At 59.3% G+C, this 21,499-nt stretch carries 14 protein-coding genes; 7 read left to right on the top strand and 7 right to left on the bottom strand.

The window, feature by feature from the left end; genetic code table 11:
• Positions 1-221 precede the first annotated feature (221 nt).
• The 7 genes from garD to AC07V9_RS09505 form a co-directional block, all read right to left on the bottom strand.
• Positions 222-1,775 carry a galactarate dehydratase gene (gene garD / locus AC07V9_RS09535; RefSeq protein WP_495015475.1) on the bottom strand — a complete coding sequence of 518 codons (1,554 nt, stop codon included), beginning with the start codon at positions 1,773-1,775 and terminating at the stop codon, positions 222-224.
• Between the two features lie 27 nt (positions 1,776-1,802).
• Complete coding sequence (locus AC07V9_RS09530) at positions 1,803-3,176, bottom strand: MFS transporter (RefSeq protein WP_495015474.1); 1,374 nt, start codon at positions 3,174-3,176, stop codon at positions 1,803-1,805.
• A gap of 268 nt (positions 3,177-3,444) precedes the next feature.
• A complete protein-coding gene (kdgD, locus tag AC07V9_RS09525; RefSeq protein ID WP_495015473.1) occupies positions 3,445-4,356 on the bottom strand; it encodes a 5-dehydro-4-deoxyglucarate dehydratase in 912 nt (303 codons plus the stop codon).
• Positions 4,357-4,638: 282 nt separating this feature from the next.
• On the bottom strand, positions 4,639-5,388 hold the full coding sequence (locus AC07V9_RS09520; RefSeq protein WP_495015786.1) for a FadR/GntR family transcriptional regulator: 750 nt from the start codon (positions 5,386-5,388) through the stop codon (positions 4,639-4,641).
• 121 nt (positions 5,389-5,509) lie between these two features.
• Entirely contained in the window at positions 5,510-7,246 is a 1,737-nt protein-coding gene (locus AC07V9_RS09515; RefSeq protein ID WP_495015472.1) for an ABC transporter ATP-binding protein/permease, read from the bottom strand.
• Between the two features lie 99 nt (positions 7,247-7,345).
• A complete protein-coding gene (locus AC07V9_RS09510) occupies positions 7,346-7,906 on the bottom strand; it encodes a response regulator transcription factor (protein WP_495015471.1) in 561 nt (186 codons plus the stop codon).
• The gene (locus AC07V9_RS09505; RefSeq protein ID WP_495015470.1) at positions 7,903-9,162 is read right to left on the bottom strand and encodes an ATP-binding protein; all 1,260 of its coding nucleotides are present in this window, start codon (positions 9,160-9,162) and stop codon (positions 7,903-7,905) included. Before AC07V9_RS09505 ends, AC07V9_RS09510 begins: the two co-directional genes overlap by 4 nt.
• Before the next feature lie 326 nt (positions 9,163-9,488).
• On the opposite strand from AC07V9_RS09505, the gene AC07V9_RS09500 reads away from it, so the two are divergent.
• From AC07V9_RS09500 to AC07V9_RS09470, 7 genes are all read left to right on the top strand, one after another.
• Positions 9,489-10,205 (top strand): SIMPL domain-containing protein, encoded by a 717-nt coding sequence (locus AC07V9_RS09500; RefSeq protein ID WP_495015469.1) that lies wholly within the window; start codon positions 9,489-9,491, stop codon positions 10,203-10,205.
• A gap of 269 nt (positions 10,206-10,474) precedes the next feature.
• Positions 10,475-12,640 carry an HET-C-related protein gene (locus AC07V9_RS09495; protein ID WP_495015468.1) on the top strand — a complete coding sequence of 722 codons (2,166 nt, stop codon included), beginning with the start codon at positions 10,475-10,477 and terminating at the stop codon, positions 12,638-12,640.
• A 103-nt stretch (positions 12,641-12,743) separates the two neighbouring features.
• A complete protein-coding gene (locus tag AC07V9_RS09490; RefSeq protein WP_495015467.1) occupies positions 12,744-14,342 on the top strand; it encodes an ABC transporter substrate-binding protein in 1,599 nt (532 codons plus the stop codon).
• Between the two features lie 284 nt (positions 14,343-14,626).
• Positions 14,627-16,255: an ABC transporter substrate-binding protein gene (locus AC07V9_RS09485; RefSeq protein WP_495015466.1), complete on the top strand. Its 1,629-nt coding sequence runs from the start codon at positions 14,627-14,629 to the stop codon at positions 16,253-16,255.
• A 336-nt stretch (positions 16,256-16,591) separates the two neighbouring features.
• The gene (locus tag AC07V9_RS09480) at positions 16,592-18,193 is read left to right on the top strand and encodes an ABC transporter substrate-binding protein (protein ID WP_495015465.1); all 1,602 of its coding nucleotides are present in this window, start codon (positions 16,592-16,594) and stop codon (positions 18,191-18,193) included.
• A 156-nt stretch (positions 18,194-18,349) separates the two neighbouring features.
• On the top strand, positions 18,350-19,732 hold the full coding sequence (locus AC07V9_RS09475; protein WP_495015464.1) for an OprD family porin: 1,383 nt from the start codon (positions 18,350-18,352) through the stop codon (positions 19,730-19,732).
• A gap of 155 nt (positions 19,733-19,887) precedes the next feature.
• Positions 19,888-21,450: an ABC transporter substrate-binding protein gene (locus tag AC07V9_RS09470; protein ID WP_495015785.1), complete on the top strand. Its 1,563-nt coding sequence runs from the start codon at positions 19,888-19,890 to the stop codon at positions 21,448-21,450.
• The last annotated feature ends 49 nt before the right edge of the window (positions 21,451-21,499 follow it).

The raw sequence follows: 21,499 nt of genomic DNA, 5'->3' as shown, positions 1-21,499 counted from the left end.
CCCGAAGCGCCTCACCTCTGTGGGGGCCGACGGGTTAGCACCTTATCGGCAACCGACCCGCAGGTATCCCGTAGCAGTGAACCTGTGGGAGCCGATTCATTCGCGAGACATCACGATGGACGACAGAGACGTGTCGGATGTACCTGAGTTTCGCGGATGATTCCCTCCCACAGGTTTGCGGGGCGCTTGGATAACAGGCGCCGCGCCATGGAGCATTCGACTCAGGTAATCGGTGCCGGGTTGAACAGAGTGATGTCGTTGTGCAAACGATAATGCTCGGTCCAGGTCTTCTTCTTGCCGCTGGCGACGTCGAGATAGAAATGGAACAGCTCCCAGCCCAGGTCCTCGATGCTCGCGCGCCCGGTGGCGATGCGCCCGGCATCGATGTCGATCAGGTCCGGCCAGCGGTGGGCCAGCTCGGTCCGGGTTGACACCTTCACCACCGGTGACATCGCCAGGCCATACGGCGTACCACGCCCAGTGGTAAACACGTGCAGGTTCATACCGGCGGCCAGTTGCAGTGTGCCGCAGACGAAATCACTGGCGGGCGTCGCACAAAAGATCAGACCTTTGCGATTGACCCGCTCGCCAGGGCCCAGCACCCCGTTGATCGCGCTGTTGCCGGATTTGACGATCGATCCCAGGGACTTCTCGACAATGTTCGACAACCCGCCCTTCTTGTTGCCTGGCGTGGTGTTGGCGCTGCGGTCGGCTTCGCCCTTGGCCAGGTAGCGGTCGTACCAGTCCATCTCGCGCACCAGCTCCTCGGCCACTTGCGTCGTCTCGGCGCGGGAGGTCAGCAGGTAGATGGCGTCACGCACTTCGGTCACTTCCGAAAACATCACCGTCGCGCCGGCGCGCAGCAGCAGGTCCGAGGCATAACCCAGCGCCGGGTTGGCGGTGATACCGGAAAACGCGTCGCTGCCGCCGCACTGCATGCCCAGAATCAGCTCAGAGGCCGGCACGGTTTCGCGGCGACGCTGATCGAGCTTCTTCAGGCGCACTTCGGCCAGCTCCATGATCTGCTCGATCATTTCGTTGAAGCCGTGCTTGGAGTCCTGCAGGCGATACATCCACTCATCGCTCAGATCGACCGACGGATCGTTCTGATGCATGACCTGCTCGGCCTGTAATTTCTCGCAGCCCAGACCGATCACCAACGCTTCGCCGCCCAGGTTCGGGTTGCGCGCCAGGTTGCGCACGGTGCGGATCGGGATGTACGCGTCCTTGGCCGTGATTGCCACCCCACAGCCGTAGGTGTGGGTGATGGCCACCACGTCGTCGACGTTCGGGTACTTGGGCAGCAGTTCCTCGCGGATGCGTTTGACCGCAAAGTCCAGCACGCCGGTGACGCACTGAACCGTGGTGGTGATCCCGAGAATGTTGCGCGTGCCGACCGTGCCGTCAGCGTTGCGGTAACCCTCGAACGTGAAGCCCTCCAGCGGCTCGCCGCGGCCCGGCACATCGGTGGACAGCGGCAGGCTGTCCAGCGGTGGCGCGCTCGGCATGCGCAACTGATCTTCCTTGACCCAACTGCCGCGCGGAATCGGTTGCAAGGCATACCCGATGGTCTGCCCGTAACGAATCACCGCCCCGCCCTCGGGGATGTCAACGGTGTTGACCTTGTGGCTTTGCGGCACGTTATCGATGGTCACCAGACCGTTGTCGAATTCAGTCCCCGCCGGTACGCCCTGGTCATTGACCACGACGACAACGTTATCGCGCTCATGCAAGCGGATGTAACGTGGCGAGTCGGCATGTTGAATCAAATTCATCACGGTTTTCCTCGATTTTTCTTGGACTCAGCTTTTGGCTTGGGAAACTTCGCCGACGTTACTGGTCCGCAAATCACCCTGCGTTGGGGTGTCTTTCAATTCCACACGTTTGATCTCGCCCACGATGAACACGTAGCTGATCACCGCGACCAGCGCGTTGGCGCCGACGAACACCAGCGCCCATTTGAACGAGCCGGTAGAGCTGATGATGTAGCCAATGACGATCGGGGTGGTGATCGACGCGATGTTACCGAACATGTTGAACAGACCGCCGCTCAAACCTGCGATTTGTTTCGGCGAGGCGTCGGACATCACCGCCCAGCCCAGTGCGCCCACGCCCTTGCCGAAGAAGGCCAGAGCCATGAAGCCCACCACGACCCATTCGATATCGACGTAGTTGCAGGTGACGATCGAGGTCGACAGCAGCAGACCGCCGATGATGGGCGCCTTGCGGGCGAAGGTCAGGGATTTGCCGCGACGCAGCAGCCAGTCGGAAATGATCCCACCCAGCACCCCACCGACGAAACCACAGATGGCCGGCAAGGAGGCGATGAAACCGGCCTTGAGGATGGTCATGCCGCGCTCTTGCACCAGGTACACCGGGAACCAAGTCAGGAAGAAGTAGGTGATGCCGTTGATGCAGTACTGCGCCAGGTAGATACCCAGCATCATGCGATTGGTCAGCAACTGGCGAACGTAGTCCCATTTCGGACCGTTGCCCTTGCCCTTCCCTTGGTCCTGATCCATGTCGATCATGCCACCGTTGTTGGCGATGTGATCGAGTTCGGCCTTGTTGATCATCGGGTGGTTGCGCGGGCTGTGGATGATCTTCAGCCAGAGCAGCGAGAACACGATACCGACGCCGCCCATGACCACGAACACATGCTGCCAGCCGAAGGTGAAGACGATCCAGCCCATGATCGGGGCGAACAGGACGGTGGCGAAGTACTGCGCGGAGTTGAAGATCGCCGAGGCAGTGCCGCGTTCGGAGGTCGGGAACCAGGCAGCGACGATGCGCGCGTTGCCGGGGAAAGATGGCGCTTCGGCCAGGCCCACCAAAAAGCGCAGCATGAACAGCGCAACGATGGCGGTGGAGAGGCCGAACTCACCGACATAGCCTTGCAGCACGGTGAACAGCGACCAGGTGAAGATGCTCAGGGCGTAGATCTTTTTCGAACCGAAGCGGTCGAGCAGCCAGCCGCCGGGGATCTGACCGGCCACGTAGGCCCAGCCAAAGGCGGAGAAGATGTAACCGAGGGTGACGGCGTCGATGCCGAGGCTTTTTTGCAGACTGGAGCCGGCGATAGCGATGGTGGCACGGTCGGCGTAGTTGATCGTAGTCACCAGAAACAGCATGAGCAGGATCAAATAGCGGACGTGCGTCGGCTTGGTTTTTTGCATGTTCGAAAACTCCCACTAATTATTTTTTTGCGCGGGTTAAACGATCTTTTATGTGTGTGCTGCTCGCCTCTGCCCCTAAATTCAGATGCGATTGAAACCTTTTGCTTTCAGTGTGTAGCCAGGGTGACGCCTAGGGTGAAACTCGCACGCGGGCGACCCTGCCTGCGCGAATTGCCAGATACGGAAAAGACGAAAAGCCTGCCCGGATGACCGAGCCCCTACGGCAAAAAACCGCTGATCGCTCAGCGGTTTTGCGCAAGGTCGGCGATTACTGCTGGCCCTGTTTGTCCATCAGTGCAGCGAGCATTTCGAACTCTTCTGCAGTCAGGTCGGTCAGCGGCGCGCGCACCGGACCTGCGTCGTAGCCGGCGATTTTCGCGCCTGCCTTGACGATGCTCACCGCGTAGCCGGCTTTGCGGTTACGGATGTCCAGGTAGGGAAGGAAGAAGTCGTCGATCAGCTTGCCAACCGTGGCGTGATCGTCTTTGGCGATCGCGTGGTAGAAGTCCATTGCCAGCTTCGGCACGAAGTTGAACACCGCCGAGGAGTAGACCGGCACGCCCAGCGCCTTGTAGGCCGCAGCGTAGACTTCAGCGGTCGGCAGGCCACCAAGGTAAGAGAAACGGTCGCCCAGACGACGACGGATCGAAACCATCAGCTCGATATCGCCCAGACCGTCCTTGTAGCCGATCAGGTTCGGGCAGCGCTCGGCCAGTTGTTCCAGCAGAACCGGGGTCAGGCGGCAAACGTTACGGTTGTAAACGACAACGCCGATCTTGACCGACTTACAGACCGCCTCAACGTGGGCGGCAACGCCGTCCTGGCTGGCTTCGGTCAGGTAGTGAGGCAGCAGCAGCAGGCCTTTGGCACCCAGGCGCTCGGCTTCTTGAGCCTGCTGGATCGCCTGACGGGTCGGGCCACCTACACCGGCCAGAATCGGCACAGTCTTTTCGCAGGTGTCGACGGCGGTCTTGATGATGTCGGAGTACTCGCTGCCGGTCAGGGAGAAGAACTCACCTGTACCGCCCGCGGCGAACAGTGCAGAGGCGCCGTACGGGGCCAGCCACTCCAGACGCTTGATATACCCAGCGCGATGGAAGTCGCCCTGGGCATTGAAATCGGTAACCGGGAAAGACAGCAGACCGTGGGAGAGGATGGACTTCAGTTCTTGTGGATTCATTATTCGAACACCCTGGGAAGCTTATTGTGTGAATGGATCACCAGACCTGCGCTGATGTCGTAAGTCATCGTACAACTAGGAATGACATCTCTCAATAGGGGGGACGAATTATTTCTCGAGGGAGGGGATGAGTGGTGTTCCGGCATGCCTGTAGGAGCGCGCTTGCCCGCGACGTGGCGTGTCAGGCGCGGATCTGTTGCTGACACACGGCAATCGCGGGCAAGCGCGTTCCTACAGGTGTCACGACGCGAACGCCATCACGAATGGTCAGGTCATACGACCTCAGGCCCGTTGCGACTCGGCTTCTTCATGGGCATGACGCAACCGCTCACGGCTGTTGGTCAGGTGCAGGCGCATCGCGGCGCGGGCGGCGTCGGAGTCCTGGCGGGCGATGGCATCGTAGATTTCTTCGTGTTCGCGGCTCAGACGGTTCATGTAGTGCTGCTGATCGTCATGGGCCAGGCGCGCAGAATTCAACCGGGTACGCGGGATGATGCTGGTGCCCAGGTGATTCATGATGTCGGTGAAATAACGGTTGCCGGTGGACAGCGCGATCGCCATGTGGAACTGAAAGTCCGCGCCCACTGCATCACTGGCGTGGGACGCGCTTTCGTTGAGGGCATCGAGGGCAGCGCGCATGTCAGCCAGTTGCTCGGTCGAACGACGTTGCGCCGCAAGGCCAGCGGACTCGACTTCCAGGCTGATGCGCAGCTCGAGAATCGCCAACACGTCACGCAGGGTGACGATGGTCGCCGGATCGATGCGAAAGCCGCTCGGGCTTGGCGTGTCGAGCACGAAGGTGCCGATGCCGTGGCGCGTCTCGACCAGCCCGGACGCCTGCAAACGGGAGATCGCCTCACGAACGACAGTACGGCTGACGCCCTGCTCTTCCATGATCGCGGATTCGGTCGGCAATTTGTCGCCGCGCTTGAGCTCGCCGTTGCGAATGCGCTCGGAGAGTTCAGTGACCAACTCCTGAGCAAGGCTGCGGTGCTTTCTACGTGCGCGAGGCGGAGCACTCTGATTTTCCATATCCAACATGCGTCTCTAAAAATACGGTGAAAGGCTAATCATAGCTCACCGGGTTGTACGATCACATAACAAACCCGGCGAGTTTGTAGGTTTTTGCGGCAGATGGGCCTTCGAAAATCCGTCAAACGGCAGATTCAGCGACCGCCTGCTCTTTCAACTGGCCTTCCTCGATCCGAACGTGACGACGATGGAAGCGCTTGAGGCTGCTGCGATGGCCGATGCTGAGCAGCGTCACGCCCGGCAGCTCGTCGATCAACGCCTGATACAGCGCGGCCTCGTCTTCTTCATCCATGGCCGAAGTCGCTTCGTCGAGGTACAGCCAGTCCGGCGCGAACAACAGCGCGCGGGCGAACGCCACCCGCTGCTGCTCTCCCGGCGAGAGCATGCGCTGCCAGTGATTGCTTTCGTCCAGACGCGGCACCAGATGGCTCAGGCGGCAGGTGTCCAACACCTGAGCGAAACGCTCGGCGGGGTAGACTTCTGGCGCTTGTGGATAACTCAGGGCTTCGCGCAACGTGCCAATGGGCAGGTAAGGTTTTTGCGGCAGGAAGAACGCCCGTTTGGCAGGCAGTTTCACTGCGCCGTGGCCTTCATTCCACAGCCCGCCCATGGCCCGCAGCAGCGTACTCTTGCCGCTGCCGGAACGACCACTGAGCATGACTTTCTCGCCCGCGGCGATGTCGATGTTGGCGTGTTTGAGCAGCTGACGGCCGCCGATCAGCGACAGATCCAGTCCCTGCACATGCAGCGCGTTGCTTTCATGGCTGACCTTGATAGCCGGCACGCGGGCCTCGTTATCGTCCATGGCCTGGCGAAAGCTGAGCAGACGATCACAGGTCGCACGCCACGACGCCAGTTGGGTGTACGCGTCGATGAACCAGCTGAAGTTCTCCTGCACGTTGCCGAACGCCGAGTTGATCTGCATCAGCTCGCCCAGCTCGATCTTGCCGGCGAAATAACGCGGCGCCGCCACGACAAAGGCGAAGACGATGGCGATCTGTGAATAGCCAGCGGTGAAGAAAGTCAGGCGCTTCTGCACTTTCATGATTGTCCAGAAGTTGCTCCAGACCATGTCGAACCGAGCGCTCAGGCGTTGATTTTCATTGGCCTCGCCGTCGGACAGGGCAATGCTTTCGGCGTTTTCACGCACCCGCACCAACGAGAAACGCATGTCGGCTTCATAGCGCTGTTGCTGGTTGCTCAGGCCGATCAGGCGTCTGCCGATCAGGTGGGTCAGCCAGCTGCCAATCGCGGCGTAGAGTAGCGCGGCCCAAAACATGTAGCCGGGAATGGTGATGCCAAACAGCTCGATGCTGCCGGATACGCCCCAGAGGATGACCGAGAACGACACCAGGCTGACGACCGTACGCAACAGGCCAAGACTCAGGCTCAGGGTGTCGGAGGTGAAGTTGTTGAGGTCTTCGGACAGACGTTGGTCAGGGTTATCGGTGTAACCGCCTTGCTCCAGTCGGTAGTAATTCTTGTGGGCCAGCCACTTGGTGAAATGCTTTTCGGTGAGCCAGCGACGCCAGCGGATGGTCAGCATTTGCGTGAGGTAGAGGCGATACACCGCGCCGAGAATGGCGATGGCGGCGATGCCGCAGAAGTACAGAATCAGGTGGGTGAACGCCCCCAGATCCTTGTTTTGCAGCGCGTTATAGAAGTCGCGGTACCAGCTGTTGACCAGTACGGAGATGAACACGCTGAACAGCGACAGCGCGATCACGGCAATCAGCAGGACCCAGGCCATGCCCTTTTCTTCGCTACGCCAGTAGGGCGTGACCAGTTTCCAGACCCGGGAAAAAAAGCTCCCGGTCACAGCGTCATTGACCCTGGTTTCATCAATATCAAAATTCATGGCAATGGCTCGACGGCAGGCATTTAGTGGCGTTGGCCTCAATGTGCCAGACGCCACACACGGTCTTCCATGAATAAATCTTTAACCAGCGATCCTCGCTTAGCGGCGGACCGGGCGCTTCTGCAACTTGCGTTGCAAAGTACGTCGATGCATCCCCAAGGCCCGCGCCGTGGCCGAAATATTGCCCTCGTGCTCGGTCAGGACCCGCTGAATGTGTTCCCACTGCAGGCGGTCCACCGACATCGGGTTTTCCGGCACCAGGGTGTCCAGATCGGCGTGCTCGGACAGCAGCGCGGCCAGCACATCGTCCGCGTCGGCCGGCTTGCACAGGTAGTTGCAGGCGCCGCGCTTGATGGCTTCGACCGCAGTGGCGATGCTCGAATAACCGGTCAGTATCAGGACACGCATTTCCGGGTCCAGTTCCAGCAGCTTGGGCAACAGCACCAGACCGGAGTCGCCTTCCATCTTCAGGTCGACCGTGGCGTAATCAGGGATGTCCTGCTGCGCCAGGGTCAAGCCTTCCTCGGCCGAACCTGCGGTGCTGACGCGAAAACCACGGCGTGCCATGGCACGGGCCATCACGCGGGTGAAAGTGGCATCGTCGTCCACCAGCAACAGGTGCGGCAGTTCTTCGCCTTCGACCTGGATTTCATCAGTCATGCTTCATCTCCTGTTGCGTTCCGGGGCAGGCGCAGCTCGGTGAGCGTGCCGCCTTCCTCGTGAGGATAGAGTTTCACCGAGCCGCCTGCGCGGGTGACGCTGGCCTTGCTCAGAAACAGGCCCAGGCCGAAGCCTTTGCCCTTGGTGGTAAAAAAGGGTTTGCCGATCTGTTCGGCCACCGCCAGCGGCACCCCGGCACCGTGATCGCGAATGGTGATGCTGATCTCCACCGCGTTCCAGTCCAGATTCACCTCCAGCCCCTCGTGGCAGGCATCGGCGGCGTTGTTCAGCAAGTTCAGCAGCGCCTGGGTCAGGTCGGGAGCCGGCGCGACCATCGGTACATCGCCCTGCCCCAGACGCTGGAAGCGGTAGGTGGCTTCGGGGCGCATGAGGTGCCAGCGATTGAGCGCCTGATCGAGCCAGTGGGTGACAGTCTGATCCTGCACCGTCATGCGCCGGTTGGCCTCGGCGGCGCGCACCAGTTGTTGCAGAGTTTCCTTGCACAGCTTGACCTGGTCCTGCAGCACCGCGAGGTCTTCCTGCAGGGCGGGGTCCTTGTGGTCCTGCTGCATTTCCTTGAGCAGCACGCTCATGGTCGCCAACGGCGTGCCCAGTTCGTGGGCCGCGCCAGCCGCTTCGGTCGCAACCGCCAGCAATTGCTGGTCCCGCGCACCCTCTTCACGACGTAGCGCGCGCATCTGCTCCTGACGGCGCAGCTCTTCGGCCATGCGTGCGGCAAAAAAAGTGATCACCCCCGCGGCCAATGCAAAGCTCAGCCACATGCCGTAGATCTGCAGTTTTTCGCGGGCGAAGGCGACGGGATCGATGGGGTAGAAATTGGCCAGCATCAGCGTGTAGAGCGCCAGCGCGATGCCGGAGAGGATCAGCGAATAACGCCATGGCAGCGTCACCGCCGCGATGGTCAGCGGCACCAGATAATACGAGACGAACGGGTTGGTCGATCCACCCGAGTAAAACAGCAGCGCGCTGTGGATAAACAGATCGAAGGCCAGCTGCACGGCGTATTCGAGCTCAGTCACAGGCCACGAGGTGCGCAGCCGGATGGCCGTCAGCAGGCAGACGATGGCCGAGAAGCCGAGGGTGATGTCCAGTTGCAACCAGGGCAGCGGCAGCAGGTTGAACAGATAGGCGAAGCCCACCGAACCGGCTTGCGCGCCTAGCACCAGAATGCGGACGAACGTCAGTCGCCAGAGGTTCTGGCGGGTGGCAGAGAGTAATTGTACGGGGGCGAGCATGAGCTCTCCTGATGAGCGCTCCAGGCGGATCGGAGCGAGTATAACCAATGCAGCGGAGGTTTCCGCCAAAGTGCGTCAAAGCGCCACAGCGATGAGCGACATCTGGGCCGCTTGCGCTATCTGTGGGAGCGAATTCATTCGCGAATGGACGCCCACCCGACACATCCCTGTCGCCTGGCCTATTTTTCGCGAATGAATTCGCTCCCACAGGTGCCAATACGATCATCCCCCTCTGGAACAAGCACCCGGGATTACAGTCTCATGGGCATCCGTGCGACGACGCTTCCTGTCAGCGTGTCGGACGGTTCGCCAAACAAGGAGTTTTTATGCTCAGCCTTCGCCCTACTGTCACGCTGTTTGCCCTTGGCGCCGCCGCTCTGGCCAGCGTCCCCGCCCTGGCCGACGACGTTCACTACAACCAGGTTTCGGTGCGCGCCGAGGTCAATCAGGAAGTCCAGCGCGACCTGATGACCGTCACCGTCTACACCGAATCCCAGGACACCGACCCGGCCAAACTGGCCGCCGGCATTACCGAATCCCTCAACAAGGCACTGGGCGAAGCGCGTCAGGTCAAGGACGTGACCATTCGCCAGGGCAGCCGCAACAGCTACCCGATCTACGACGACAAGGGTCAGAAAATCACCGGCTGGCGTGAGCGCGCCGAACTGCGTCTGGAGAGCCCGAACTTCGCTGCCCTGTCCAAACTGACCGGCGAACTGCTGGGCAGCGACATGAAAATGGCTGGCATGGACTTCTCCATCTCCGACCCAGCGCGCAAGGCCAGCGAAGACACCCTGCTCAAAAGCGCCGTCACAGCCTTCAAGGCCCGCGCGCAATTGGTCACCGACGCGCTGGGCGGCAGCAGCTACAAGCTGGTCAACCTGAACCTCAACACCTCGGGTTATCCACAGCCTTATCTGCGCGCGCCGGTCATGATGATGAAAGCCGCACGCGCCGATGCCGCGCCAACCCCGGAGATCGAAGCGGGCACCAGCCAGGTCAGCGTCACCGCCGATGGCGTGATCGAAGTCGCGATTCCCTGACCCCCAACCAGCGGCAGCCGAGGGCTGCCGCTGGTTCTTCTGTCTGCCTACGCCCTTTTCCTGACGTCCAGTCGCCCCTTCTGCATTTACGCGCTACCGCGTCCTACGCAACGCCGCGCCCTGTCTGATTTCCACATCCCGCCTGATCTTTACACTCGCCCCCCGTACCACCACAAACATTTCACGACTGGAGCGTCTGACTGCCCGGAATGTCCCGGCCTCAAGACGCCCGACCGGTTGCTTATTACTGATTCAAGGAAGAATCCATCATGGCTTTTCAACCCGCTCCCCCCCGTTTCCTCGACCTGCCAGAAGCCTCCGTGCACAGCACGTTCGCCCTCGATCTTTTGACCCAGGTGGCGGCGACACTCTCAGCCGATGATTTCACTCAACATATGGCGCCCATCTTCGGCCAGGACATTCCCGAGAGCATTTACTCCGCCTTGCAGGACCGGCTGATTGCCGGGGAAATCGAAAACCCGGCCATTCTCGTCACAGATGGCGAGCATCTGGCCGACTACAGCAATAGCGAGCGGTTGATCCGGATTCACAGCGAGGTAATCGACAACGCACTGAACGATAGACACGGCGCCGAGTTCCTCGATGTGCTGCTGCATGAGTTTGGTCACCACATCGACAACATTCTGCGCAACGACTTCAACCATTATCTGGATGAAGGCGCAATGCCTCTCGCCAACGACGCCAGCGGTGAAGAAGGCAGCCGTTTCTCCGTAGCAATGGTCACGCTCGGCCAGTTCGACACCGATCGCGTGCGCATTGCCAGCTACCGGTTCGGATCGGCCAGCCAACCGCTGGACATCGAAGCCCAATGGGGTGAAATGCGCGTGCGCATCTTGTGGCGCCACTCGAGTCCGAATGAAACCTCAAACGTTCCCGACCCGCACTCAGAGCGCGAACGCTTCGGGGCTGGAGAAGGCGATGAACAACACCACACCCACGAGACGATCGAGGCCGTGCTGTACGACCTGGAGATGAGTCCTTATGAACTGCACACCATCTATTTCGGCAACTGGCTGCGGGATTATTCTCAGTTGCTTGATCCCAAGATCATTCGGGCGGCCAACACGCCCAAGGACTTCCCCGACGTACTGTCCCGTGACGCCCTCACCCGGATCGTCGACGTGCTCTCCCTGAAACGATTCGGATGGATTCGCCAGGGGAGCGGGGATTTATACAGAGTGACCCCTGACATTCTTGGCGTGTACCGTCCCACTGAGCACATCGACAACCCGCGCGTGCTCGACCGAAATACCCCGGACCCGAAGTCGAGGGATCAGGATTTCGAATCGCTGGTGTTTGAAGGCGATCCGCTGCTGCAAATTGATTACACGACATCGATGAAGCGCTACATCGGCAGGTCGGTTGACTTCATGGCGCGGGAGCTGCGATTCGCCATGGAGCACCCGCGCAAGCCTTGGGGCTTGCGCGCCTTTGGCTCGGCGCTGCATGTACTTGAAGACTTCTTCGCTCACTCCAACTTCGTGGAGCTTGCGCTGATCAAGAATGGCCACTCTCAAGTATTGCCATGGACCTCCCCCGCCGAGTGTGAAGCGGGCATGCCGCTCGTGACCGGGATGTTCGGCCCCACCGATGTACTGGCCAGTGTGGCCGGCCCGCTGGGCAAGATTCTTTTCTCGCTGGATGACCTCACCTATATGCCGGTCAAACCAGGTGACCGAAGCCCTCGCGAACAGATGTTGTTGATTCTTCTCGAAGAGCACGACAACCCGTCCTACCTCGCGCATTTCCAGGCCTATCTGACTGCTCGTGATGGCTGGGTCGGCCTGCCCTTCGCGGAGTTCCTACAACGAACCGCAGCCTACCTGACAGGCCCGGCCTCTGTGCTGGGCAATGCGCTCGGCGTCGTCATGCACGGTGTACTGACACGACTCGGGGAAAACATAAAGGACTGGCAGACCCAGTACGGTGAAGATCCCCATGACAATGGTTCGACTGACCCTACCCACTCTCAGCTTGCCAAGGACCATGCCGAACATCCCCTGCACCTGCTGGCAAGCAGTCTGGCCTCCGAAGCCGTGAGAGCGGTAGGCACCGCAATGGTCAACCATTGGAACGGCGACACCCAGGCAGACCCCGTTGCTATCGCTACGGCCTATTTCAAACATCCCCACAACAGTGAGTGGCAGGACGCGCAAGTCACTGAATGGGCGGCGAAAAACAGTGAAAATGTACGCCGCGCCACCTCCAAGCTCGAGCTGCGTGCCATTCATGAGCAACTGGCTGATACAGGACAGGCCGCGCTTGATCGCATGAGCAAGGACAGCGCCGCGTACCTGAATTTCATGAGAGGCGAGTTCCTGGATAAGGATTCGCCACTCTGGGCATGGATCAAACTCACGCCTGCTGGCTCTGTGCTTTGGAATTTCTACCAGTCATTAGGCATCATCAAATAGGTCCAAGCGCTTTCTTGTTCGAACGCTCGACCCTGCGGCATTCTGCGCTGTCTATCATCCGTCGATGAATTCAGGCACGAATGCCGCTTTGTATGAGGTTCACATGGAGAACACTTTCAAACCCCTGCTCCTGGCTGCTGCGATGGCGCTGTGCGTGCCATCGGTTCAGGCTGCCAGCACCCTGGTGTATTGCTCTGAAGCCAGCCCGGCTGGCTTCGATCCCAGCCAGTACACCAGCGGCACGGAGTTCGATGCTTCGGCCGAAACCGTGTTCAACCGCCTGACCCAGTTCAAGCGTGGCGGCACCGAAGTCGAGCCCGGCCTGGCGACTCGGTGGGACGTCTCAGCAGATGGCCTGAGCTACACCTTCCATCTGCGAAAGGGCGTGAAATTCCATACCACCGACTACTTCACGCCGACGCGCGACTTCAACGCTGACGACGTGCTGTTCACCTTCAATCGTCTGCTCAATGCTGACGACCCCTTCCGCAAGGCCTATCCGTCCGAGTCGCCGTACTTCACCGACATGGACATGAACAAGACCATCAAACAGGTTGAGAAAGTCGACGAGCAGACCGTCAGGTTTGTGCTGAACAACATCGACGCGGCCTTTATCCAGAACCTGGCCATGAGCTTCGCCTCGATCCAGTCCGCCGAGTACGCGGCGCAGTTGCTCAAGCAAGGCAAGGCCGAGGAGATCAACCAGAAGCCGGTCGGCACAGGGCCCTTCGTGTTCAAGCGCTACCAGAAAGATGCGCAGATTCGCTTCGTCGGTAACAAGGATTACTGGAAGCCGGAAGACGTGAAGCTCGACAACCTGATCTTCTCGATCAACACCGACGCCGCCACGCGCCTGCAAAAGCTCAAGACCGGCGAATGCCAGATCAGCGGCTACCCGCGCCCGCAGGACATCGAAGAAGCGCAAAAGGACCCGAACCTGAAGGTGCTGAGCCAGCCTGGCTTCAACCTGGGCTTCCTCGCGTACAACGTGACTCACCCGCCGCTGGATCAGCTCAAGGTTCGTCAGGCGCTGGACATGGCCATCGACAAGCCAGCGATCATCAAGGCCGTTTACCAAGGGGCGGGCCAACTGGCGCAAAACGCGCTGCCGCCTGCGCAATGGGGGTATGACCCGAACATCAAGGACGCGCCCTACAACCCCGACAAAGCGAAACAACTGCTCAAGGAAGCAGGCGTCGCGCCGGGGACGCAGATCAACCTGTGGGCGATGACCGTGCAGCGCGCGTCCAACCCGAACGCACGGATGTCGGCGCAGATGATCCAGTCCGACTGGGCGAAGATCGGCATCAAGGCCAACATCGTCAGCTACGAATGGGGCGAGTACATCAAGCGCGCCAAGGCTGGCGAACACGATGTGATGATCTATGGTTGGACAGGTGACAACGGTGACCCGGACAACTGGCTCGGCGTGCTCTACAGCTGCGCGGCCGTCAAGGGCAGTAACTACGCCAAGTGGTGCAACCCGAGCTATGACAAGCTGGTGACCCAGGCCAAGCTGACCAGCAACCGCGATGAGCGGATCAAGCTGTATCAGCAGGCCCAGAACATCCTGAAAAACGACGTGCCGATCACACCGATCGCCAACTCCAAGGTGTTCCAGCCCATGCGCAAGGAGGTGCAGGACTTCAAGCTCAGCCCGTTTGGCCTGACGCCCTTTTATGGGGTGAGCATGGCCAAATAGCACCACGACAAACCAACAGCGAAGTAACACTTGAGGCACAAACGGGTGCATTTGCCACGGCGCGATGCACCAAAATTGCGCAACAAACATACCGATATGCGACACGCAAACGTTCAACAGCGGCACAAATTATAGTTTTGCGACATTCGTGTACGTTCGTGCCACTCTTTGACACGTGTTTGGCGCCAGCATCTTGCTTTGGGTATGGCGCCTGCATAAGTATCCGCGGGACCGACCCACAAGGTCGTACCCTCAATTAAAAAATGACAACAACTGAGGCCACCATGCTCAAAAAAGCGGTCATTCCGTTTCTACTCGGCGCAGGTTTGATCGCCAGCGCTCCCTTCGCACAAGCAGCATCGAACCTGGTGTTCTGCTCCGAAGGCAGCCCTGCTGGTTTCGACCCAGGTCAGTACACCACCGGCACCGACTTCGACGCTTCGGCCGAGACCGTTTTCAACCGTCTGAGCCAGTTCGAGCGCGGCGGCACCGCCGTCATTCCTGGCCTGGCCACCAGCTGGGACGTGTCCCCGGACGGCCTGACCTACACCTTCCACCTGCGTGAAGGTGTCAAGTTCCACACCACGCCGTATTTCAAACCGACCCGTACCTTCAATGCCGATGACGTGCTGTTCACGTTCAACCGCATGATCAACAAGGACGATCCGTTCCGTAAGGCGTACCCGACCGAATTCCCGTACTTCACCGACATGGCGATGGACACCAACATCACCAAGATCGAGAAGGTCGACGATCACACCGTTAAGATGACCCTGGGCGTGGTCGACGCCGCGTTCATCCAGAACCTGGCGATGAGCTTTGCGTCCATTCAGTCCGCTGAATACGCCGCCCAGCTGCTCAAGGAAGGCAAGCCCGAAGACATCAACCAGAAGCCGATCGGCACTGGCCCGTTCGTGTTCAAGAGCTACCAGAAAGACTCCAACATCCGTTTCACTGGAAACAAGGACTACTGGAAGCCTGAAGACGTCAAAGTCGACAACCTGATTTTCGCCATCACCACCGACGCTTCGGTTCGCGCTCAGAAGCTGAAGAAAGGCGAATGCCAGATCACCGCTTACCCACGTCCCGCCGACCTGGCGCCGCTCAAGGCCGACCCTGCGCTGAAGATGCCTGATCAGGCTGGTTTCAACCTGGGCTACATCGCCTACAACGTGATGCCGCAGATCAAGGGCGACAGCAAACCGAACCCGCTGTCGAAACTGGAAGTGCGTCAGGCGCTGGACATGGCTGTCGACAAGAAAGCCATCATCGACGCCGTTTACCAGGGTGCAGGTCAATTGGCTGTGAACGCCATGCCACCGACCCAGTGGTCTTATGACACCACCATCAAGGACGCGCCTTACGACATCGCCAAAGCCAAGGAACTGCTGAAAAAGGCAGGCGTGGCCGAAGGCACCGAGATCACCCTGTGGGCGATGCCGGTTCAGCGTCCATACAACCCGAACGCCAAGCTGATGGCTGAAATGCTCCAGAACGACTGGAAGAAGATCGGCATCAACGCCAAGATCGTTTCCTACGAGTGGGGCGAGTACATCAAGCGTGCCAAGAACGGCGAAAATGGCGCGATGCTGATTGGCTGGAGCGGCGACAACGGTGACCCGGACAACTGGCTGGGCACCCTGTTCGGCTGCGACGCGATCAACGGCAACAACTTCGCCAAATGGTGTGACAAGCCGTTCGACACCCTGATTCACCAGGCCAAGGAAACCACCGACCAGGCCAAGCGCACCGAGCTGTACAAACAGGCTCAGCACTTGCTCAAGGACGCCGTTCCTATGACCCCGATCGCGCACTCGACTGTTTACCAGCCGATGCGTAAAGAGGTTCAGGACTTCAAGATCAGCCCATTCGGTCTGAACTCGTTCTACGGCGTGAGCGTCAGCGGTAAGTAATACCTCTATATGACTTCACGGTCGCGATATCTCCGGATATCGCGACCGCGTCGTTCTGTGCGCGATACACCGATGAAAATGAATATCGTTAGATGAGTTATCCGCCACACTAAGAATTAGCCTACGAACGATATCCACTTTTCCTACATACCTTTATGTAACTGAACGTATTAACTGTGCAGCGTAACGGCTATACCGTCGCGACCCGCACCTCATAGTTGCCGTTATCTGTCGGTCGTGTCTCCGTTTTCCGGGAAATACGCTGTTTGCGCAAACGATTGCCAACTCTTTTCCGGTCATCTAAGGCTATTCGAGTTCCAGACGATAAGGATTGTCATGCGTAAAAACATTGCTGTTTCGTCACTGTTTACTGTTGGGCTATTAGCCACTATTGGAACAACTCAGGCTGCGACGCAGAGTCTGGTGTTCTGTTCCGAAGGCAGCCCTGCAGGTTTCGATATCGCTCAATACACCTCGGGCACCGACAACGACGCGGCCGAGCCGATCTACAACCGTCTAGCCGAGTTCGAGCGTGGCCAGACCAGCGTCGTGCCTGCCCTGGCGACGAGCTGGGACATCTCGCCCGACGGCCTGACGTACACCTTTCACCTGCGCGAGGGCGTGAAATTCCACAGCAACAAGCTGTTTACGCCGACCCGCGACTTCAATGCCGACGACGTGCTGTTTACGTTCAATCGCATGTTGCAGAAGGATCATCCGTTTCGCGTCGCATATCCGACCGAGTTTCCGTACTTCACCAGCATGGGTCTGGACAAGAACATCAAGTCGGTTGAGAAAACTCGCCCAATGACCGTCGTGTTTTCCCTGAACAAAGTGGATGCGGCATTCATTCAGAATATAGCGATGAACTTCGCGTCGATTCTTTCGGCGGAATATGCTGACAAACTGATGGCATCTGGCAATGTTCGCGAAATCAACCAGTCGCCAATCGGCACCGGGCCCTTTGCTTTTTCCCGTTATCAGAAAGACGCGCAAATCCGTTATGTCGCCAATAAACAGTTCTGGGACCCGAGCCGGGTCAAGATCGACCAGCTGATTTACGCCATCAACACCGATGCCTCGGTGCGTGTGCAGAAACTCAAGAAGAACGAGTGCCAGGTCACCGTCAACCCACGCCCTGCCGACATTGAATCGATCAAGGCCGACAAACAGCTGAAGGTGATCGAACAGCCTGGCTTCAACCTCGGCTACATCTCCTACAACGTGCGCCACGCGCCATTGGACAACCTGCAGGTCCGTCAGGCGCTGGACATGGCCGTCGACAAGAAAGCCATCATCGACGCGGTGTACCAGGGCGCAGGCCAACTGGCGCAGAACGCCATGCCGCCGACCCAGTGGTCCTTTGATGAAACCGTCAAGGACGCCCCGTACAACCCGGAAAAAGCCCGCGAGCTGTTGCGCGCCGCCGGGGTCAAGGAAGGCACCGAACTGACCCTCTGGGCCATGCCCGTGCAGCGCCCCTACAACCCCAACGCCAAGCTGATGGCGCAGATGCTTCAGGCCGACTGGGCCAAGGTCGGTATCAAGGCGACCATCGTCAGCTACGAGTGGGGCGAGTACCTCAAGCGCAGCAAGAATGGCGAGCACGACATCTCGCTGATCGGCTGGACCGGCGACAACGGTGACCCGGACAACTGGCTGGGCACGCTCTACAGCTGCGCCTCCATCGGCGGCAATAACTACTCGATGTGGTGTGACCAGAAATACGACACGCTGATCAAGTCCGCCGTGTCCACCTCCGACAAAAACCAGCGCATCAGCCTGTACAAGCAGGCGCAGCACTACCTCAAGAGCCAGGTGCCGATCACCCCGATCGCTCACTCCACGGTCATTCAGCCCTTGCGCAAAGAGGTTCAGGGCTTTCTGGTCAGCCCCTTCGGTCGCAACAACTTCTCGGGCGTCAGCATCGCCGAATAACACGAGCAACCGTGCCTCAGGTGAGTCATCACCTTGGGCACTGCTTTATCCGCAATCCGCGGAGCGAGCGAAAAAAGGCCCATAAGGCCGCAACACCAAAGCCGGTCCACTCATAAAAACCGGCCTCTATAAAGATGTCATCGGGAGCTTTAAAACGTGAAAAAAGCCAGCACTGCTGTATTCGCCTTGTCCGCCCTCGCCTTGAGCGTCGCGGTACAGGCAGAGCCAACCAGCCAGGAATTCGTTCCAACCACCCTGGCCACCACCAACGCCCAGAGCGAAGCCAAGGGCTTTCTGGAAGACTCGAAAATCACCGGTTCGACCAAGAACTGGTACGCCAACGAACTGCTGCGTCGCGGCGGGACCTTCAGCCGCAGCGAGAACGGCGTCGTGGTCGATCGCGATCCGCGTCGTATCAACTGGGTGCAAGGCACCATCGTTGACTACAGCTCGGGCTTCACACAGGGCACCGTCGGGTTCGCCACGCAGATGGCGGTCTACAACGCCGTTGCGCTGGACCGCGACAAGGATGACCTGATGGGCGGCGCCAACCGTACCCTCACCAAGAACAACGGTGACGCGGTCGGCCAATGGAGCAAGCTGGGCCTGGGCAACATCAAGGCACGCATCTCCAACACCACCCTGACCGCAGGCCGTCAGTCGCTCAACACCCCTGTGCTGGCTTACATCGGCAACCGTGCGCTGCCTTCGAGCTTCGAAGGTGTGAGCATCCTCAGCGAAGAATTCAACAACCTGTCGTTCACCGCCGGCAGCTTCGACCGCGTCTCGCCACGTTCCGAGCAGAGCCTGACCAAGTTCCGCTCCGAATACACGGCCAACGCCAACATCGAAGCCGATCGCGTGGACATCGCCGGCGTCGACTACAAGCCGTTCAAGAGCCTGACCACCAGCTTCTACGCCTCCAACGTCGAAGACTTCTGGCACCAGTACTACTTCTCGTTCCTGCACGAGATGGGTGACACCGACGTCCTGGGCCTGTCGACCAACCTGAACTACTACAAAACCAAAGACTCGGGCGCCAAAAAAATGGGCCCGATCGACAACGACACCTATTCGCTGTCGTTGACCGCGACCCACAAGGAGCACAGCTTCAGCATTTCCTATCAGGAAGTGGAAGGTGACACCTACTTCGACTACGTCCACGACAGCAACGCCATCTTCCTGGCCAACTCCCTGCTCTCGGACTTCAACGGACCGAACGAGAAGTCAGTGCAGTTGAGCTACCTGTTGAACATGGCCGACTACGGCGTGCCGGGCCTGAAGTTCAACGTCTATCAGGCGCGCGGCTTCGACATCGACGGTACGCACTACAAGGGCACCGCCTACGACGTACGCAGCATGGACGGCGAAACCCACTACGAATACGGCGTAGGCGCCTCGTACACCATGCAGTCCGGCCCGCTGAAGGCCTCGACCATGCGCGGCACCTACACCACCCACCGCGCGAGTGCCAACCAGGCTGACGGCAGCATCAACGAGTTCCGTCTGGTGACCACCATCCCGTTCAACATTCTTTAATCACTGAAGCGGGCCGTTTCGGGGCAGAGTCGATGCAGAACTTAATGCCCCGAAACACCCACTGAGTAATGGCTTCATCACTTGCAGAGGGCGTTTTCTTGGAATCGACATTCAAACTCGCAACATTGCGCAACGCAGTCGCACTGGCGTTGGGGATGACACTGCTCAGCGCCGCGGTCGGCGTTTCGGCCAAGCCTCTGGTGGTCTGCACCGAAGCCAGCCCCGAGGGGTTCGACATTGCGCTGTACACCACCGCCGTCACCGCGGACGCCGCGGCGGAAACCATTTACAACCGTCTGGTGGACTTCAAGCCCGGCACCACTGACATCGGGCCTGCGCTGGCCGAGTCGTGGGAAATCAGCGAAGACGGGCTCAATTACACGTTCCACCTGCGCAAAGGCGTCAAGTTCCACACCACCGATTACTTCAAACCGACGCGCGAGATGAACGCCGACGACGTGGTCTGGAGCTTCCAGCGTCAGTTGGACCCGAACCATCCATGGCACAAGCAATCGCAAGTGGGTTTCCCGTACTTCGAGAGCATGGGCTTCAAGGAGCTGCTCAAGAGCGTCGAGAAAGTTGACGACAGCACGGTCAAGTTCACCCTGACCCGCCGCGAAGCACCGTTCCTGGCCGACGTGGCCATGCCGTTTTCCTCGATCTACTCGGCCGAATACGCCGACCAATTGCTCAAGACCCATAAGCTCGAAGGCCTGAACAGCCAGCCGATCGGCACCGGCCCGTTCATCTTCCAGCGTTATGCCAAGGACGCCCAGGTGCGCTTCAAGGCCAATCCGGATTACTTCCGTGGCAAGCCGCCGGCCGACACGCTGGTTCTGGCCATCGCCACTGACAACAACGTGCGCCTGCAGAAGCTCAAGGCCAACGAATGTCAGGTCGCGCTGTATCCCAAGCCGGACGACATTCCGAGCATCAAGAACGACGCGAACCTGAAGGTCGATGAGCTGAATGCGATGACCACGTCCTACATCGCGATGAACACCACCCACAAGTACATGAGCGATGTGCGGGTGCGCAAAGCGATCAACATCGCCTTCGACAAAGAGGCCTACGTCAACGCGCTGTTCGGCAAAGGCAATGCCACCGTTGGCGTCAACCCGTACCCGGACACCCTGCTGGGTTACAACAAAGACCTGAAAAACCCGGCCCACGACCTCGACAAGGCACGTGCCTTGCTTAAGGAAGCAGGTGTTCCGGAAGGCACCGTGCTCACCCTGTTCACCCGCAATGGTGGCGGCCCGACCAATCCCAACCCGATGCTGGGCGCGCAAATGATGCAGGCCGACTTGGCGAAAGTCGGCATTAAGTTAGATATACGCGTCATGGAATGGGGCGAAATGCTCAAACGGGCGAAAAACGGTGAACACGACATGGTGTCGGCTGGCTGGGCAGGCGACAATGGCGACCCTGATAACTTCCTGACGCCGAACCTCAGCTGCGAGGCCGCCAAAAACGGCGAAAACTACGCGCGCTGGTGCAACGAGAAGTTCCAGACGTTGATCGATCAGGCCCGGGAAAAAACCGACCCGGCCGAACGTGCCGCGCTCTATGAGCAGGCACAGGCGGTCTTCAATCAGGATCAGCCATGGATCAGCATGGCACACACCAAAATGTTCACCGCAATGCGCAAGAACGTAGAGGGCTATCACATTAGCCCCCTGACCACTAATAACTTCGCCACCACCCAGGTGAAGTAGAAGAAGAATCCGGCGGGCCTACAGGTTTTGTTCGAACGTTTTGACGCGA

This window comes from Pseudomonas sp. GW821-FHT02A11 (genome assembly GCF_059421985.1).
Note: the sequence above shows the minus strand (reverse complement) of the source record. Positions and strands in the feature narration are given on the sequence as shown.